Consider the following 18,012-nt stretch of genomic DNA (forward strand, 5'->3'; position numbering starts at 1 on the left):
ACCCGGAAGGAGGCCGATCACATGCCGAAGCTTGGAGCAGAGCCTATACGGCGCGCAGCCTTGGTCAAAGCGACTATTGAGACAGTGGGCGAGGCGGGGTCGCTCGACGTGACGGTCGCGCAGATCGCCCGGCGCGCGGGCATGTCCTCGGCGCTGGCGCACCATTATTTCGGGTCGAAAGACCGGATTTTCCTCGCCGCGATGCGCTCGATCCTTTCGATTTACGGGGCCGAAGTGCGCGGTGCGATGGCGATGGCGCATTCCCCGCACGAGCGTGTTCGCGCAGTTGTGATGGGCTCTTTCGCGGCGGGCTCGTTCCGTCACGAGGCGATCGCCGCGTGGCTGAACTTCTACGTTCTCGCGCAGTCGAGCGCCGAAGCGCGGCGCCTGCTGCATATCTATCAGCGCCGTCTGCGCTCCAACCTCATGCACGGGCTGCGGCCGCTGGTCGGCGACCGCGCTGGCTCCGTGGCCGAGGGTTTGGGCGCGATGATCGACGGCGTCTACATCCGCGCGGCGCTTGTCGCGGGCGAGCCCGACCGCGAGGCCGCCTGCGAACTGGTGCTGGCGCATCTGGAAAAGGAATTGGAGGTCCACCAATGAGGGCACAGCCGAAAGCAAGCCATTTCGTCAATGGCGACTGGATGGAAGATACGGACGGCGACGAGCTGATCGTCACCTATCCCGGCACCGGCGAGGTGATCGCCAAGCTGCATGCGGCGACCCCTGCGGTGATCGACGCCGCGATTTCGGGGGCGGTTGAGGCGCAGAAGGACTGGGCCGCGCTGCGCCCGGTCGAGCGGGGCCGTATCCTGACCCGTGCCGTCGCGATCATCCGCGAGCGCGGTGAGGAACTGGCGCTGCTGGAAACGCTCGACACCGGCAAGCCCATTCAGGAAACCCGCGAGGCCGACTGGCCCTCGGGCGCCGAGGCGCTGGAGTATTTCGCGGGTCTCGCGCCCACGCTGACCGGAGAGACGATGCCGCTGGGCGGCGATTTCGCCTATACGATCCGCGAGCCGCTGGGCGTCTGCGCAGGGATCGGCGCGTGGAACTATCCCAGCCAGATCGCCTGCTGGAAATCCGCGCCTGCGCTGTCGACCGGCAACGCGATGGTGTTCAAACCTTCCGAGATGACGCCGCTGGGCGCGCTGAAGCTCGCCGAGATCTTCATCGAAGCCGGGATGCCCGCGGGTATCTTCAACGTGGTGCAGGGCTTCGGCCCGGTAGGGGCGGCGCTCTCGACCGATCCGCGTATCGCGAAAGTCTCGCTGACCGGGTCGGTCCCGACGGGTCAGAAAGTCTATCAGGCGGCATCGGCGGGCATGAAGCACGTCACGATGGAGCTTGGCGGCAAATCCCCGATGATCGTTTTTGATGATGCCGATATCGAAAGCGCAATCGGCGCGGCGATGCTGGGGAATTTCTATTCCTCGGGTCAGATCTGCTCGAACGGGACGCGAGTCTTCGTGCAGAAGGGCATCAAGGAGAAATTCCTCGCCCGTCTGAAAGAGCGCGCGGAAACCATTGTCGCGGGCGATCCGCTGGACGAGGCGACGCAATTCGGTCCGCTGATCTCGAAGGCGCAGTTCGACAAGGTGATGTCCTATGTCGAGAGCGCGAAATCCGAAGGCGCGCGACTGGTCTGCGGCGGCTCGGCAGGCAATGAGGGGCCGCTTTTCGTGCAGCCCACCGTTTTCGCCGATGTCACCGACGATATGACCATCGCGCGGGAAGAAATCTTCGGCCCGGTCATGTCCGTGCTGGATTTCGAGACCGAGGAAGAGGCGATCGCGCGGGCCAATGACACGCAGTTCGGCCTCGCCGCGGGTGTGTTCACCGGCGATCTGGCGCGCGGCCACCGTGTCGTGAGCCAGCTGCAGGCGGGTACGACCTGGATCAACGCCTACAACCTGACGCCGGTGGAAATGCCCTTCGGCGCGGTGAAGCAATCGGGCTTCGGGCGCGAGAATTCGCGCGCGGCGGTGGAGCACTATACGCAGCTCAAATCCGTCTATGTCGGCATGGGGCCGGTCGAGAGCCCGTACTGAATTTGAATTTGGGGAGGTTGGGGGCGCTGCCCGTCGCCGGTTGGTCCTCGGACCGATGGCGCCCAACCGGCGCCCCCCGGGATTTTCCGCCAAGGGGAAGATATGAGTGTTTCGGCAGAATATGTGATCGTAGGCGCAGGCTCGGGTGGCTCGGCGCTGGCTTACCGGCTCGTGGAAGCGGGCCGCGACGTGGTCGTGATCGAGCATGGCGGCTCGGATGCCGGGCCGTTCATCCAGATGCCCGGCGCGTTGAGCTATCCGATGAATATGGGGATCTACGACTGGGGCTTTCAGTCGGAACCCGAAGAGCATCTGGGCGGACGCCGTCTGGCGACCCCGCGCGGCAAGGTGCTGGGCGGCTCGTCGAGCATTAACGGCATGGTCTATGTCCGGGGCCACGCGCGCGATTTCGACCATTGGGAAGAAAGCGGCGCGCGCGGCTGGGGCTACGCCGATGTGCTGCCCTATTACAAGCGGATGGAGCATTGGCACGGCGGCGAAGAGACCGAATGGCGTGGCCGCTCGGGGCCGCTGCATGTGACCCGCGGGCCGCGCTCCAACCCGCTGTTCGATGCCTTCGTCGCTGCGGGCGCGGCGGCGGGCTATCCGGTGACCGAGGATTACAACGGCCGGCAGCAGGAAGGCTTCGGGCCGATGGAGGCCACGATCTACAAAGGGCGACGCTGGTCGGCGGCCAATGCCTATCTGCGCCCCGCGCTCAAGACCGGCAAGTTGCGGATCGTCCGTGGTCTGGCGCGGCGCGTCGTCTTCGATGGCAAGAAGGCCGTCGGCGTCGAGATCAAGCGCAAGGGGCAGATCGAGGTGGTCCGCGCGACGTCCGAGGTCGTGCTGGCGGCAAGTTCGATCAATACGCCGAAGCTTCTGATGCTCTCGGGTGTCGGCCCGGCAGAGCATCTGCGTGCGCATGGCATCGAGGTGCTGGCGGATCGTCCCGGGGTGGGCGGCAACCTGCAGGATCACCTTGAGATCTACATGCAATTCGCCGCGAAACAGCCGGTGACGCTGTTCAAATACTGGAACCTCTACGGCAAGGCCCGTGTGGGCGCGCAATGGCTTTTCACCAAAAGCGGGCTCGGCGCGTCGAACCAGTTCGAAAGCTGCGCCTTCATCCGGTCGGAGGCCGGGATCGACTACCCGGACATCCAGTATCACTTCCTGCCGATCGCGGTGCGCTATGACGGCAAGGCCGCCGCCGAGGGGCACGGCTTTCAGGCACATGTCGGGCCGATGCGTTCGAAGTCGCGTGGCCATATCCGGCTGCGCTCGGGCGATCCCGAGGCCAAGCCCGAGATCAAGTTCAACTACATGAGCCATCCCGACGACTGGGCCGAATTCCGCAAATGCGTGCGGCTGACCCGGGAAATTTTTGCGCAAGCGCCGATGGCCGCCCATGTGAAGCACGAGATCCAGCCGGGGGCCGACGTGGAGACGGATGAGCAGATCGACGCCTTCATCCGCGAACATGCCGAGAGCGCCTATCACCCCTGTGGCACTGCGAAGATGGGGGCGGCGGACGATCCGAGTGCCGTCGTCGATCCGGAAGGCCGCGTGATCGGGGTCGAGGGGCTGCGGGTCGCCGACAGCTCGGTCTTCCCGCGCATCACCAACGGCAACCTGAACGCGCCCTCGATCATGGTGGGCGAGAAGATGGCCGATCACCTGCTGGGCCGGGCACCGCTCGCACGCGAGAACCTCGAGCCGTGGGTGGCGCCGAACTGGCAGGTGGCGCAGCGCTGAGTTAGCGGCCTTCGCGGCGCGGGAGGCTGAGGGCATAGCGCCCCGGCCCCTGCGCCGCGAGGATCAAGAGCCCGCCCGCGATCGCCCAGTTCTTCACGAAGATCGTCACCTGCCACGGGTCGGCGCGCAGCTGCCAGTGAAACCAGCTGGTGAAGATGCAATAGGCGGCGAGGATGAGTGCCCAGGCCCGCACCTTCGGGCCGAAGATCAGGCCAAGCGCCGCGATCAGGTTGAACAGCGCGACGGGCCAGACCAGCCAGCCGGGCAGGCCAAGCCAGCCGATCATTTCCTGCACCATCCGCGGGTCGCTGACTTTCTGCGCCGCGCCGCCGAGGAACAGCAGCGCGATCAGGATGCGGCCGATCAGGTTGAGCGCGTCGGACATGCGGGGCTCCCAAGTTTCGGTTTACCTTTCAGCTACGAAATCTGTTGCGTGCGAGATCAGTCCCACCGATATCTAGGGAATGTTAAGGCTTTGTTCACTTCTGGTTCTCATCGCCTCGCCCGTTTTCGCGGCGACGGTCACGGGCATTCCACGCGTCGTCGATGGCGATACGCTGGTGGTTGCGAATACGCGGGTGCGGCTGTTCGGCATCGACGCGCCGGAGGCGAAGCAAAGCTGCAAGACGACGCAAGGCGTGCGCTGGGCTTGTGGACAGGCCGCGACGGCGGAACTGCAGCGGCTCGCGGGGCGGGGAGTGCGGTGCTCGGGTCACGAGCAGGATCGCTACGGGCGGCTGATCGCTATTTGCCGCGCCGGCGGGCGCGATCTCAACGCCGAGATGGTGGCCCGCGGCGCAGCCTTCGCTTACCGAAGATACGCGCTCGATTATGTCGGGCAGGAGGAGCGCGCGCGCCGCGCGGGTCTCGGCATCTGGCAGGGCGAAGCAAGGCGCCCAGCAGCGGTCCGCGCCGCGACCAAGGTACAAACCCCGCCGGGTAATTGCGCGATCAAGGGCAATATTTCCAAGCGCGGGCGGCTCTATCATCTGCCGGGCACGGGCTCTTATGCCGCGACGCGGATCAATACCGCCAAGGGCGAGCGATGGTTTTGCACCGAGGCTGCGGCAAAAGCGGCCGGATGGCGTCGCGCAGGCGGCTGACTTGATGCGCATCAAGGTGGCGCCAGTCGCGGTGGCCTAATGTCGGTCCGACAGCAAGGAAAGGGAGCGACATGGCCAATACGCCGCACACGCTGCAAGACGAATTCCCAACGAAACTCGATCGGATCCACGAGTTGAAAATCTCCAACGCGCATTTTGCAAAGCTGTTGGACGATTACGACACGCTGAACGATCGCGTGCACCGGGCCGAGACGAATGTGGAGCCGATGGACAGCCTCGCCGAGACCGACCTGCGCAAGCAACGCGCCGCGGTGAAGGATGAGATCGCGCGGATGCTGGGTACCGCCGACGCCTGAGTTGTATGGTAACGAGTGATTTTGGTGGGACGCCTCGGGGCTTCGGCCCCGGGGCGTTTTTCTATGCGATGTCGTAGGGCAGAAGGCCGCGATGGTCGGGGTCGACATGCAGGCGGCGTTCCAGCGGCGGAACCGAGCGCTGGTGGCAATCCTTACGCTCGCAGATTCGACAAGAGATCCCGATCGGCTGGTAGGCCTTGGGATTGCCGAGCTCCATATCGTCGGCATAGACGAGCCCCTTAGCGTGGCTCACCTCGCAGCCCAGACAGATCGCGTAGCGGCGGACTGGCGCGGTGAAGCTGCCGCCCGATTTCGAGACGTCGCGCGCGAGGCAGAGATAGCGAACGCCATCGGGGGTCTCTGCGAGTTGGCGCAGGAATTTAGTCGGAGTTTCAAAGGCTTGGTGGACGTTCCAGAGCGGGCAGGCGCCACCGAATCGGGCGAATTGTAGTCGCGTGGCAGAGTGGCGCTTGGTGATGGTGCCGGCTTGATCGACGCGGACGAAGAAGAAGGGAATACCCTTCGCGCCGGGGCGCTGCAGGGTCGAGAGACGGTGGGCGACCTGCTCGATCGAGGCGGTGAAGATGTCGCAAAGTCGCTCCAAATCGTGGCGGGTGTCCTGCGCCGCTTCGAGGAAGGGGCGGTAAGGCAGCAGCGCCGCGCCCGCGAAGTAGTTGGCGAGCCCGATCTTGGCGATCGCCCGGGCCGTGTCGGATTGGAAGCGCGCGAGGTCGAGCGTCGCATCCAGCAAGTCGTTCTGGGTCAGCAACGCCACTTGGTGCAGCAATTGGAAGGCCTGCGTCGGGCGGCCCGCATGGGCGTTGATCAGAAGCCGGTTGCCGTCGCGCTCGCGCAGTTGCGAAATGTCGGAGAACTGCACGTCGAGACCGCGTTTCGCGAGGGTATCGATGGCATGAGGAATGGGCTCCAACCGCTTGCCATCACGACAGGAAAAGCGTTCGGCGGCACGATCGACGGCGTCGATGTAATTGTCGCAATAGTGAAAGAAGTCGCGGACCTCTTCCCAGGGGGAGACCACCGTCTGTGCCCCCTCGCGGCCCAGGGCTTCGTCGAGCGAGGCGAGGCGTTCATGGGTCTGGCGGTAGGCGCGGTGCAGTTCGAGGAAGGACCGGGCGAGTGCAGGGGCGTTGGAGGCCGCGAGCCGCAGATCGGCCAAGGGCGGCGCGCCGTCGGAGAAGATCGGGTCGGCCAGTGCCTCACGCATGTCCGAGACCAGCCGCTCCGCATCGCCCGCCGAAAGTTCGGTCACGTCGAGGCCGAATTCGCTCGCCAGCGCCAGCACGACCTGCGCCGAGACCGGGCGGTGGTTGTTCTCCATCTGGTTGAGATAGGGCAGCGACACGCCGAGCCGCTCGGCGAAGGCTTTCTGGGTCAGGCCGAGCCGCGTGCGGGTTTCGCGCAGTTTCACGCCGGCATAGAGTTTCTGAGTCGCCATCTGCCCCTCCTTTTGCAAAGAGATTTTTAGCTTTGCAAAAATCCTGCGTCAAATTTTGCCGGTTCTGAGCCGGCGTCATTGGATCAATCGCGGATGGTCTGCGATCGGTAGCGTGCTTCGCAGTTATGCAATTCGCTATCGCATGCTTGCCAATAATTTGCAAATTTTCTCGAATCCCCTTTGTAAGATTGTTGCCTTCAGAATAGGGTGCCGAGAAATTATGCGGAGGACCCTCATGAGAGACATCCTGAAGGAGCTGGAGCATCGGCGCGACGAAGCCCGCCTTGGTGGCGGCGAGAAACGCATCGAGGCGCAGCACAAGAAGGGCAAGCTGACCGCGCGCGAGCGGATCGAATTGCTGCTCGACGAGGGCTCTTTCGAAGAGTTCGACATGTTCAAGACCCATCGCTGCACCGATTTCGGGATGGAAGAGAGCAAGCCCTATGGCGACGGCGTCGTTACCGGCTGGGGTACCGTGAACGGGCGCATGGTCTATGTGTTCAGCCAGGATTTCACCGTCTTCGGTGGCTCGCTGTCGGAAACCCACGCCGAGAAGATCTGCAAGATCATGGATATGGCGGTCCAGAACGGCGCGCCGGTGATTGGCATCAACGATTCGGGCGGGGCGCGGATTCAGGAAGGCGTGGCGTCGCTTGCAGGCTATGCGGACGTGTTCCAGCGCAACATCATGGCCTCGGGCGTCGTGCCGCAGATCAGCCTCATCATGGGGCCCTGCGCCGGCGGTGCGGTCTATTCGCCCGCGATGACGGACTTCATCTTCATGGTGAAGGATACGTCTTACATGTTCGTCACCGGCCCCGACGTGGTGAAGACGGTTACGAACGAGCAGGTGACGGCCGAGGAGCTTGGCGGGGCCGCGACCCACACCAAGAAAAGCTCGGTCGCCGATGGCGCCTACGAGAACGACGTCGAGGCGCTGTTCGAGACCCGACGCCTGATCGACTTCCTGCCGCTCTCGAACCGCGAGAAGGCGCCCGTGCGGCCCTTCTTCGACGAGGTGGACCGGATCGAGGCGTCGCTCGACACGCTGGTGCCCTCGAACGCGAACACCCCCTACGATATGAAGGAATTGATCCTGAAGATCTCCGACGAGGGCGATTTCTTCGAGATCCAGAAGGACTTCGCGGGCAACATCATCACTGGCTTCATCCGTCTGGAAGGTCAGACGGTCGGCGTTGTCGCGAACCAGCCGATGGTGCTGGCGGGCTGTCTGGATATCGATTCCAGCCGCAAGGCCGCGCGCTTCGTGCGCTTCTGCGACGCATTCGAAATCCCGATCCTGACGCTGGTCGACGTGCCGGGCTTCCTGCCGGGCACGAGCCAGGAATATAACGGCGTCATCAAGCACGGTGCGAAGCTGCTGTTCGCCTATGGCGAGGCGACCGTGCCGAAGGTCACGGTTATCACCCGCAAAGCCTATGGTGGCGCCTATGACGTCATGTCCTCCAAGCACCTGCGCGGCGATTTCAACTACGCCTGGCCGACTGCGGAAATCGCGGTGATGGGCGCGAAGGGTGCGGTCGAAATCCTCTATCGCTCGGAACTGGGTGACCAGGAGAAGATCGCCAAGCGCACCGCCGATTACGAGGACCGTTTCGCGAACCCGTTCGTGGCGGCCGAGAAGGGTTTCATCGACGAGGTGATCCAGCCGCGTTCGACGCGTCGCCGGGTGGCCCGCGCCTTCGCGGCGCTGCGCTCGAAGAAGCTGTCCAACCCGTGGAAGAAGCACGATAACATCCCGCTCTGAGGAGGCGCATGACGGGCAGGTCGAGGATCGCGACGCTCTTGCCCGGCGCTCTCGCCGGGCTGGCGCTGGCGTCTCCGGCGCCCGCCCAAGAGCTCCGGGAGGTGACGCCAGTGCCCGATTACGGTGCGGTCATGCATCCGGGCAACCTGGGGGAGGATCTGGGGCCCGGCGACGGGCCGGAGGGGACGAAGGGCGATGCGATCCCGGTACCGTCCGGGCAGAAGGTCTGGTGGGTCGACGTGATCCACAACGAGGCCGGACCGGACGGGCTGACCTATCGCTTCCGCTTCCTCGCGCCGCAGATCGGAGGGCCGAGCCCGATCTCCTCCGATATCGCGCTGAAGGATATCGAGGCGCTGTGCAACGGGTGGGTGGTGCCGCGCCTGCCGCAGCCCGGTCCGGAGCCCGCACAGGTGATGGTGAGCCTGTCGGACCAGATCGTGCCGTTCGGCGAAGCCGCCCCAGAGGTGGTGCAATATTTCGACAGCTTTTCCGTCGAGGATGGAAAATGCGTTTGGGAGTTTTTCTGATGGCCGTGGCCAGACCCGCAGATCACAGCTTGGAAGGCAGGATGCCGGAGCGCGCGTTTGTGCGGACGCTCACGGCAAGATCGCGCTTTCGTGAGCGGGATTTGCGGGCTAACCTGCCCTTGGGGAAAGCGATTTCGGTCCCCGCGTTGAAACGGGTCGTGCCGAACCTCGCCCAGATCGGGGCGCGCGCCCCCCTGGACAGGAGAACGACATGTCGAAAGCTCTCATCGCGCTTGGCCTCGTGGCCTTCGTCGCAGCCTGCGCGCCCAAGCCCGAGCCGATGCCGGTGGCCGTCACTACCGAGCCGACCTATACCGGCAAGTACAAGTGATCTGCGTGCGGGGCAGGGCGGCAGCCACCGCCTTGCCCCCACGATCCCTGCCGAGAGGGTGGCGTTTTGCAATACGCCATACGGTTACCTAGCGGAAATTTCCCTTCGGGAATACGCTCTTAGCCATTCGATAACAGAATGGGGGAGAGTGAAATGGGCCGAATTTCTCTGGGCGCCGTCGCCTGTGCGGCTCTGCTTGTGGGTTGTGCGCCCAAGCCGGAGCCTGCGCCTGTCACCGTGGAACCGGTCTATACCGGCAAATATGGCGGTCCCGTCGCAAGCGGCAGCAGTTGCCGACCGACCGGACGGCTCGTCGACTCGCAATACCCGGCTTCCGTGCCCGACTGTCCGCTGCAATGCGGACCGTTCGAGACGGCGGTGGCAGCGACAACGCAGCGACCGGCGCAATGCGTCCCCGAGCAGCGCGGTGGCTCGAGCGAGCGCCAGCCGACGCCTAGCAGGGACCCGACCGGCGGGAACCAGACCCCAACGGGTCAATAATGAAGGCGTAACGCAGAAACTCAGCGCGCGCCGTCCCAGCAACTTCAAAGCGGAGGGCGCGTCATGCTGAAGCATCGCGGTTTCCCGTCGCGGCTACCCTCGACGGATTATCAATTCACCATTCGCCGGGCCAACAAGAAGGGCGCGACGAAGATCATTCGGCGTGAACGCTACGCCGATCGCGGTCATGCCGATCGCAAGGCCGATGCGGGCTTCATGGCCGCGCTCTGGGCGCATTTCGGCGAGGAGCCGTTCGAGCGCGGCAATCTCGATGCGGGCCGGTTGAGCTGGCTCTTCGGGCGCGAAGTCGTGCCTGCCGAGGACCCGTTCGACCCCGAAAGCTACGAGGCGCTTCTCAAGATCGACGTGAAACGCGCTCAAGCCTCCTTCCCGGAGGTCTTCGCCGATCCCGACGCCTTCACCTTCGACGATGACGAGGATGAGGATTGGGCATGATTTCGCTGATGTCCTGCGCGAAATGGCGGCATGCCGCCGAATCTCGGAATTGCAGGGATTTCGCCTTTGCAATCCGCGATATGCGCAGTCACATTGAGGGGGCAAGCCGTACTGTCCCCAACACCCGCGGCTTGTGTAATATCCCTACCCCTTCCCTATTCCTGCGGCCTGATCTTATGGTCGGGCCGCAGTTTTTTCCTTCGGAAGGTCAAGGGGCTGCCTGCAGAGATTTGAAGGGCAGTGGCGATAGCTCGCCGATGGGGTCGGACCTCGCGTTTTCGCCGTTGGCTTTTCACGGGGCCGCGATAAACTCGCGTCCAATCATAACCGCTATTGGAGGCAGTTTCCCATGCGCAAAACCCCGATCCTTCTTCTCCTTGCCGGTCTCGCCCTCGCAGGCTGCATGCAAACCGACGGTCAGCGCGCCCTCGCCGGTGCGGCCGGCGGCGCGATCATCGCGGACGCGACCGACAACAACGCGCTCACCGGTGCGGCTCTCGGCGCGCTCGCGGGCACCTATTGCGACGACGCCGGCGTCTGCCAGCGCTCCTACTAAGCACATCCGCGCGGCTCTGTCCGCGCCCGATCGCTATCCGACCGCCATCGGCGCTGCTCGCCCCGGTGGCGGTTTTTCTTTTGTCTCACATCATGAACACGACACGCGGGGCGGGGGATGCCCCTCCCGCACCGGAAGGGAAGGGCCTGACATGTTCAAGAAAATCCTGATCGCTAACCGTGGCGAGATCGCCTGCCGCGTCATCAAGTCGGCGCAGAAGATGGGGATCAAGACGGTCGCCGTCTATTCCGATGCCGATGCGCAGGCGCTACATGTCCAGATGGCCGACGAGGCGGTGCATATCGGTCCGCCGCCCGCGAACCAATCCTATATCGTGATCGACAAGATCATGGATGCGATCCGCCAGACCGGCGCCGAAGCGGTTCACCCGGGCTACGGCTTCCTGTCGGAGAACAAGAAATTCGCCGAGGCGCTGGAAAAAGAGGGCGTCGCCTTCATCGGCCCGCCCTCGGGCGCGATCGAGGCGATGGGCGACAAGATCACCTCGAAGAAGCTCGCGAAAGAGGCCGGCGTGTCGACCGTGCCCGGTTACATGGGGCTGATCGCGGATGCCGATGAAGCGGTGAAGATCTCCGACGAGATCGGCTACCCGGTGATGATCAAGGCCTCCGCTGGCGGCGGCGGTAAAGGCATGCGCATCGCGTGGAACGCCGAAGAAGCGCGCGAGGGCTTCCAGTCGTCGAAGAACGAGGCCGCGAACAGCTTCGGCGACGACCGCATCTTCATCGAGAAATTCGTCACCCAGCCGCGCCACATCGAGATTCAGGTGCTCGCCGACAAGCACGGCAACTGCGTTTATCTGAACGAGCGTGAATGCTCGATCCAGCGCCGCAACCAGAAAGTCATCGAAGAGGCGCCGTCGCCTTTCCTCGACCCCGAGACCCGCAAGGCGATGGGCGAGCAGGCCGTCGCCCTGTCGAAAGCGGTGGATTACTGCAGCGCGGGCACGGTGGAATTCATCGTCGATGGCGAGAAGAACTTCTACTTCCTCGAGATGAACACCCGTCTTCAGGTGGAACACCCGGTCACCGAACTGATCACCGGCATCGACCTCGTCGAGCAGATGATCCGCGTGGCCGACGGTGAGAAGCTTCCGATGAAGCAGGAAGATATCGGCATCAACGGCTGGGCGATCGAGAGCCGCCTCTATGCCGAAGATCCTTACCGCAACTTCCTGCCCTCTATCGGGCGTCTGACCCGCTACCGTCCGCCGGTGGAAGGCAAGACCGCGTCGGGCGGCATCGTGCGCAACGATACCGGCGTCTTCGAGGGCGGCGAGATTTCGATGTTCTACGATCCGATGATTGCCAAGCTCTGCACCTGGGGCGAGACCCGCGACGCGGCCATCGAAGAGATGCGCCTCGCGCTCGACAAGTTCGAGGTGGAAGGCATCGGTCACAACCTGCCGTTCTGCGCCGCGGTGATGGATCACGAGCGCTTCACCTCCGGCAACATCACCACCGCCTTCATCGAAGAGGAATATCCCGAGGGGTTCGCGGGCGTCACGCTCGACGAGGGGATGCTGCGCAAGGTCGCGGCGGCCACGGCGGCGATGGAGCGCGTGGCCGAGATTCGGCGCACGAAGATCTCCGGCACGCTCGGCAATCACGAGCGCAAGGTCGGCGTGGATTGGGCGGTCTCGCTGCAGGATGAAGATTTCAAGCTGAAGGTGAATGCGGATCGCAACGGCTCCACCATCGTCTTCGAGGATGGCGAAGAGATGCGCGTCGAGAGTGACTGGACCCCGGGCGACCCGCTGGCCGAACTGACCGTGAACGGTGCGCCGCTGGTCCTGAAGGTCGGCAAGATCCCGATGGGCTTCCGCATCCGGGTGCGAGGCGCCGATCTGAAGGTCCATGTCCGCACGCCGCGCCAGTTCGAGCTTGCGCAACTGATGCCGGTGAAACTGCCGCCGGATACGTCGAAATTCCTGCTCTGCCCGATGCCGGGTCTCGTCGTGAAGATCTCGGTCGAGGAAGGCGCGGAAGTGCAGGAGGGTCAGCCGCTGGCCACTGTCGAGGCGATGAAGATGGAGAACATTCTGCGCGCCGAGAAGAAGGGCATCGTGAAGAAGATCAACGCCGAGGCGGGCGCGAGCCTTGCCGTCGACGACATCATCATGGAGTTCGAATAAGTGACGCCCGCGCCGTGGCATAGGGAGGCCGGGCGACCGGCTCACCCCGCCATGGCGGGGCACGATCTATTGGCGCGCGGTGGTGTGCGGGGATGTGGTCAGAAACCGCGCTCTTCGCGGATCTCGTCGCGCCGGATCGGCATCTTGTCGATCGAGCGGATGATCTCGCGCGCATCCCACGGGGCGGGCTTGCGCAGGTTCACCGTGCCGTCCTTCGCGATGATGACGAGGGAGAACCCGCGCGGGCGCAGCTTGCGCCGCACGTCGCTCGCCGGATCGGGCGTGGTGTCGGTGATGACGACGACGTCGCGTTGGGCCAGTTCCGACCAATGGTCTTCGAGGTACCGGATCTGTTCCTTGAAGGCCGGGTCGAGCGGGCTGTCGGCGAAGACCACGATGGGCCGCTTCTGCCAGACGAGTGCATCCAGATCCGCGTCCGCCCCATCGACCGGCGCGAAGGGGGGCGTGACCTCGGGCTCTGCCACGGCAAGATTGACGGTGCTGTCCTGGGCTGCGGCCGCAAAGGGCGTCAGCGCAAGAAATGCAGCGAGTCCAAGGGATAATAGACGGGTCATGGGCTCCTCTCTCGTTCCAGATATATGCGCGGCGGACCTCTCGCACCATGGCGGGCGCTACGAATTTTCGCGAAATGCGGCCTTTAAGCGCGCCGCTAGGAACAGCGGTGCCGACTGGCGCCGGGGGGCGGGGCGTGCGGCGGGGTGCCGCTTGGGCCTGCTGTCGTGGGAAGCGGATACGCGAAACGCCGGCGCACCGGAGGCGGGCGAGGCGCGCCGGATGCCTTTCGATAGGGTGCCGTGCGCGTATGGACACCCGCGATCTGGGACATATGACCGGGCTGCGCCACGCGCCGCCGGGACTGAATTTCGTGGAAATGACGGCCGAAGATGCGGGGAAGACACCCGCCGCGGCGACAGTGGAAGAAGGATTTGGCCATGACGGACAAGAAAGAGGACTGGCGCAAGCTCGCCGAGAAGGAACTGCGTGGCAGGCCGTTCGAGGACCTGACCTGGAACACGCTCGAAGGGATCGCGGTCAAGCCGCTTTACACCGAAGAGGACGTGGAGGGGCTCGACCATCTGGGCACCATGCCGGGCCTGTCGCCCTTCACGCGCGGACCGCGCGCCACGATGTATGCGGGCCGTCCGTGGACGATCCGGCAATATGCGGGCTTCTCGACCGCCGAGGAGTCGAACGCATTCTATCGCAAGGCGCTCGCCGCCGGGCAGCAAGGCGTGTCGGTGGCCTTCGACCTGGCGACCCACCGCGGCTATGACAGCGATCACCCGCGCGTCGAGGGCGATGTCGGCAAGGCGGGTGTCGCGATCGACAGCGTCGAGGACATGAAGATCCTGTTCGACGGCATCCCGCTCGATCAGATTTCGGTCTCGATGACGATGAACGGCGCGGTGATCCCGATCCTCGCCAACTTCATCGTCACCGGCGAAGAGCAGGGCCATGACCGCAGCGTTCTGTCGGGCACGATCCAGAACGACATCCTCAAGGAGTTCATGGTCCGCAACACCTACATCTATCCGCCCGAGCCCTCGATGCGGATCATCGCGGATATCATCGAATACACCTCGAACGAGATGCCGCGGTTCAACTCGATCTCGATCTCGGGCTACCACATGCAGGAGGCCGGCGCGAACCTCGTGCAGGAGCTGGCCTACACGCTGGCCGACGGGCGCGAATACGTGCGCACGGCGATCAAGGCGGGGATGGATGTCGACAAGTTCGCAGGCCGTCTGAGCTTCTTCTTCGCGATCGGGATGAACTTCTTCATGGAGGCCGCCAAGCTGCGCGCGGCGCGCCTGCTGTGGAGCCGGATCATGGAAGAGTTCGAGCCGAAGAAGCCGCAAAGCTCGATGCTGCGCACGCACTGCCAGACTTCGGGCGTCTCGCTGGCGGAGCAGGATCCCTATAACAACGTGATCCGCACGGCGTACGAGGCGATGTCGGCAGCGCTGGGCGGCACGCAGTCGCTGCACACCAATGCGCTCGACGAGGCAATTGCGCTGCCCACCGAGTTCTCGGCCCGGATCGCGCGCAACACGCAGCTGATCCTGCAGGAAGAAACGGGGATCACCAATGTGGTCGATCCGCTGGCGGGCTCCTACTACGTCGAGAGCCTCACGGCGGAACTGGCCGAGAAGGCCTGGGAGCTGATCGAGGAAGTCGAGGAGATGGGCGGCATGACGAAGGCCGTGGCCTCGGGCATGCCCAAGCTGCGCATCGAGGAAACGGCCGCCCGGCGTCAGGCGCTGATCGACCGGGGCGAGGATGTCGTGGTCGGTGTGAACAAGTATCGCCGCGAGACAGAGGATGAGCTGGATATCCTCGACATCGACAACGCGAAAGTGCGCGACAACCAGATCGCGCGGCTCGAGAAGATGCGCGCAAGCCGCGACGAGGCAGCCTGCGAGGCGGCGCTGGCCGAGCTGACGCGCCGCGCCTCTGAAGGTGGCAACCTGCTCGAAGCGGCGGTGGAAGCTGCACGCGCCCGGGCCTCTGTGGGAGAGATTTCAATGGCGATGGAAAAGGTGTTCGGACGTCACCGCGCCGAGGTGAAGACGCTCGCAGGTGTCTATGGCGCGGCCTATGACGGCGACGAGGGCTTCGCGCAGATCCAGAAGGACGTTGAGGCCTTCGCCGAGGAAGAGGGCCGCCGCCCGCGGATGCTGGTGGTGAAGATGGGTCAGGACGGCCACGACCGCGGCGCCAAGGTGATCGCGACGGCCTTTGCCGATATCGGCTTCGACGTCGATGTGGGCCCACTGTTCCAGACGCCGGAAGAAGCCGCGCAGGATGCGATCGACAACGATGTCCACGTGGTCGGGATTTCGTCGCAGGCGGCGGGGCACAAGACCCTCGCGCCGAAGCTGATCGCGGCGCTGAAAGAGAAGGGCGCCGAGGATATCATCGTGATCTGCGGCGGCGTGATCCCGCAGCAGGATTACGACTTCCTCAAGAAGGCGGGCGTGAAGGCGATCTTCGGGCCGGGGACCAATATCCCGCTGGCCGCGCGCGAAATTCTCGACATCGTGCGGCAGGCGCGGGCCTGAGGGCGAGGGGGCTCTGCCCCCGCGCTGACGCGCCCCCCGGGATATTTGGTCAAGCCCGAACTTCGACCTTGATCGGTCTTAAGCGGCGCGCGGGGGAACTCTGCGCGCCGCCGTTCATTCAAAATATTACAACGAATTAATCACAGGCCGGATTTGCGCGGGTGCATTTCCGCCGCAGCGCGGCTAAACTTGAACCATGGACAGGCCCATTTCTCTCTGGTCGCGCATCGCGCAAGCACTCTCCGCTCTCGGGCGGGGCGAGGCGTTGTCGACCGTTTTCGACAATCTGCGCCAGCCGCCGGAGCGTTCTGTCGCCTTCACCATCGCGGTGATCGCACTCGGTGCGAAGATGGCAAAGGCGGATGGGCAGGTGACACGCGACGAGGTCGCGGCGTTCCGGCGCATCTTCCAGATCCCGCCGGAAGAGGAAGCCAATGCCGCGCGCGTCTTCAACATGGCGCGCACCGATGTGGCGGGCTTCGACGCCTATGCCCGCAAGATCGCCAACATGTTTGGTCCCGGCGCGGACGTGCTGAAAGACGTGTTGGAAGGGCTGTTCTTCATCGCGTTGGCCGATGGCGATTACCACGAGGGCGAGGATGCCTTCCTGCTGGAAGTCGCGCGGATCTTCGGGCTGGAGGAATGCTGTTTCCGTGCGATGCGCTCCGCCTTCGTGGAGGATGCCGATCCCGATCCGTGGTCGGTGCTCGAGGTCGAACCGGGCACGCCGCTTCCCGAAGTACGCAAGGTCTGGCGCAACAAGGTGCGCGAGGCCCATCCCGACCGGGCGATTGCGCGCGGCCTGCCGGAAGAGGCGGTGCAGCTGTCGCAGGCGCGGGTGATCGCGCTCAACAAGGCCTGGGAGGAAATCCGCGCCAGCCATGCGGACGCCTGATGCGGATCGCCACTTGGAATATCGAGTGGTTCAACAGCCTTTTCGATCGCAACGGGGCGCTTCTCGACGATGATCAGTGGTCGGCGCGCTACAGTGTGACGCGCAGCCAGCAGACCGGGGCGATCGCGATAGTGATGAGCGCGCTGGAGGCCGATGTGCTTCTAGTGGTCGAGGCGCCCGACGACAACCACCGCCACAAGACGGTCGATATGCTCGAAGCCTTTGCGGAGCGCTTCGGGCTGCGTCAGCGGCGCGCGCTTCTAGGCTTTTCCAACGACACACAGCAGGAACTGGCGTTGCTCTACGACCCCGATGTCGTGACGGCGCGGCATGATCCGCAAAGCTCGGAGGCGTGGCCGCGTTTCGACGGCAGTCTCCGGATCGACCTCGATATCGATGCGCGGATGGATACGGTCACCTTTTCCAAGCCGCCCCTGGAAGTCGTTCTGGGGGCGCGGTCCGGGGAGGTGATGCGGATGATCGGCGTGCATGTGAAGTCGAAAGCTCCGCATGGCGCGACGAGCCTGGAGACAGCGACCCGCATGGCGATCGAGAACCGGCGCAAGCAGCTGGCACAGTCGATCTGGATCCGGGGCCGCGTGGAGGAGCATTTGGCGGCGGGCGACAGCCTGATCGTGCTCGGCGATTTCAACGACGGTCCGGGGCTCGACGAGTACGAGAAGCTGTTCGGGCGCTCGGGCGTCGAGATCGTCGCGGGCGAGGGTGGGCCCGACGCGGTGCGCCTCCGCGACCCGCATGCGCGGCTGTCGAAAGCCCATCATACGGCCGCCGCGCCCAGTTCCGCGCGGTTCTATCTCGTGGATCAGAAGCAGTATTTCTCGGCCATGCTGGATTACGTGATGCTCTCACCCGATCTGGCGGCGCGGGCGACGGCGTGGAGAATCTGGCACCCGTTCGACGATCCGCATATCTACCGCGTGCCCGAGCTGCGCGAGGCGCTGTTGCAGGCCTCCGATCATTTTCCCGTCTCGGTCGATATCGATTGAGCGAGGGGCGTGATTTTCGTCCCGCTTCCGCGTAGGATCGGAGCC

At 64.4% G+C, this 18,012-nt stretch carries 16 protein-coding genes; 13 read left to right on the top strand and 3 right to left on the bottom strand.

Annotated elements, in window-relative coordinates:
* Positions 1–21: 21 nt before the first annotated feature.
* From betI to betA, 3 genes are all read left to right on the top strand, one after another.
* Positions 22–603 carry a choline-binding transcriptional repressor BetI gene (gene betI / locus DEM26_RS15005; RefSeq protein ID WP_075775539.1) on the top strand — a complete coding sequence of 194 codons (582 nt, stop codon included), beginning with the start codon at positions 22–24 and terminating at the stop codon, positions 601–603.
* Entirely contained in the window at positions 600–2,051 is a 1,452-nt protein-coding gene (betB, locus tag DEM26_RS15010; protein WP_075775538.1) for a betaine-aldehyde dehydrogenase, read from the top strand. Before betI ends, betB begins: the two co-directional genes overlap by 4 nt.
* A gap of 102 nt (positions 2,052–2,153) precedes the next feature.
* The gene (gene betA / locus DEM26_RS15015) at positions 2,154–3,809 is read left to right on the top strand and encodes a choline dehydrogenase (protein WP_109172753.1); all 1,656 of its coding nucleotides are present in this window, start codon (positions 2,154–2,156) and stop codon (positions 3,807–3,809) included.
* 1 nt (position 3,810) lies between these two features.
* Here betA and DEM26_RS15020 read toward each other — a convergent pair whose 3' ends face one another.
* Positions 3,811–4,194 carry a DoxX family protein gene (locus tag DEM26_RS15020; RefSeq protein WP_075775536.1) on the bottom strand — a complete coding sequence of 128 codons (384 nt, stop codon included), beginning with the start codon at positions 4,192–4,194 and terminating at the stop codon, positions 3,811–3,813.
* A 79-nt stretch (positions 4,195–4,273) separates the two neighbouring features.
* On the opposite strand from DEM26_RS15020, the gene DEM26_RS15025 reads away from it, so the two are divergent.
* Entirely contained in the window at positions 4,274–4,912 is a 639-nt protein-coding gene (locus DEM26_RS15025) for a thermonuclease family protein (RefSeq protein WP_088720261.1), read from the top strand.
* 71 nt (positions 4,913–4,983) lie between these two features.
* Complete coding sequence (locus DEM26_RS15030) at positions 4,984–5,229, top strand: YdcH family protein (RefSeq protein ID WP_075775534.1); 246 nt, start codon at positions 4,984–4,986, stop codon at positions 5,227–5,229.
* 61 nt (positions 5,230–5,290) lie between these two features.
* Here the strand turns inward: DEM26_RS15030 and DEM26_RS15035 are convergent, their stop codons facing one another.
* Positions 5,291–6,685, bottom strand: a complete 1,395-nt coding sequence (locus tag DEM26_RS15035; protein WP_075775533.1) for a helix-turn-helix domain-containing protein — start codon at positions 6,683–6,685, stop codon at positions 5,291–5,293.
* A 235-nt stretch (positions 6,686–6,920) separates the two neighbouring features.
* Here DEM26_RS15035 and DEM26_RS15040 point away from each other — a divergent pair, with 235 nt between their 5' ends.
* The 5 genes from DEM26_RS15040 (at position 6,921) to DEM26_RS15065 (ending at position 12,982) form a co-directional block, all read left to right on the top strand.
* Positions 6,921–8,453 carry an acyl-CoA carboxylase subunit beta gene (locus DEM26_RS15040; protein ID WP_109172754.1) on the top strand — a complete coding sequence of 511 codons (1,533 nt, stop codon included), beginning with the start codon at positions 6,921–6,923 and terminating at the stop codon, positions 8,451–8,453.
* A gap of 8 nt (positions 8,454–8,461) precedes the next feature.
* Positions 8,462–8,983 carry a DUF6497 family protein gene (locus DEM26_RS15045; RefSeq protein WP_233243134.1) on the top strand — a complete coding sequence of 174 codons (522 nt, stop codon included), beginning with the start codon at positions 8,462–8,464 and terminating at the stop codon, positions 8,981–8,983.
* A gap of 895 nt (positions 8,984–9,878) precedes the next feature.
* Positions 9,879–10,271, top strand: a complete 393-nt coding sequence (locus tag DEM26_RS15055) for a hypothetical protein (protein WP_088723593.1) — start codon at positions 9,879–9,881, stop codon at positions 10,269–10,271.
* 349 nt (positions 10,272–10,620) lie between these two features.
* Positions 10,621–10,827: a hypothetical protein gene (locus tag DEM26_RS15060; protein ID WP_075775530.1), complete on the top strand. Its 207-nt coding sequence runs from the start codon at positions 10,621–10,623 to the stop codon at positions 10,825–10,827.
* A 151-nt stretch (positions 10,828–10,978) separates the two neighbouring features.
* Entirely contained in the window at positions 10,979–12,982 is a 2,004-nt protein-coding gene (locus DEM26_RS15065; RefSeq protein WP_088720265.1) for an acetyl-CoA carboxylase biotin carboxylase subunit, read from the top strand.
* A gap of 98 nt (positions 12,983–13,080) precedes the next feature.
* Here DEM26_RS15065 and DEM26_RS15070 read toward each other — a convergent pair whose 3' ends face one another.
* On the bottom strand, positions 13,081–13,557 hold the full coding sequence (locus tag DEM26_RS15070) for a DUF4174 domain-containing protein (RefSeq protein WP_109172756.1): 477 nt from the start codon (positions 13,555–13,557) through the stop codon (positions 13,081–13,083).
* Between the two features lie 378 nt (positions 13,558–13,935).
* Between DEM26_RS15070 and scpA the strand changes: the two genes are divergently transcribed.
* The 3 genes from scpA to DEM26_RS15085 all read left to right on the top strand — a co-directional run bounded on the left by scpA (position 13,936) and on the right by DEM26_RS15085 (position 17,967).
* Positions 13,936–16,065 carry a methylmalonyl-CoA mutase gene (gene scpA / locus DEM26_RS15075; RefSeq protein ID WP_075775527.1) on the top strand — a complete coding sequence of 710 codons (2,130 nt, stop codon included), beginning with the start codon at positions 13,936–13,938 and terminating at the stop codon, positions 16,063–16,065.
* A 208-nt stretch (positions 16,066–16,273) separates the two neighbouring features.
* Positions 16,274–16,960: a TerB family tellurite resistance protein gene (locus DEM26_RS15080; RefSeq protein ID WP_075775730.1), complete on the top strand. Its 687-nt coding sequence runs from the start codon at positions 16,274–16,276 to the stop codon at positions 16,958–16,960.
* The gene (locus tag DEM26_RS15085; protein ID WP_109172757.1) at positions 16,960–17,967 is read left to right on the top strand and encodes an endonuclease/exonuclease/phosphatase family protein; all 1,008 of its coding nucleotides are present in this window, start codon (positions 16,960–16,962) and stop codon (positions 17,965–17,967) included. Before DEM26_RS15080 ends, DEM26_RS15085 begins: the two co-directional genes overlap by 1 nt.
* Positions 17,968–18,012: the final 45 nt, after the last annotated feature.

Source organism: Thioclava sp. NG1 (assembly GCF_003122275.1).
In the GTDB taxonomy this organism is placed as follows: Bacteria; Pseudomonadota; Alphaproteobacteria; order Rhodobacterales; family Rhodobacteraceae; genus Thioclava; species Thioclava nitratireducens.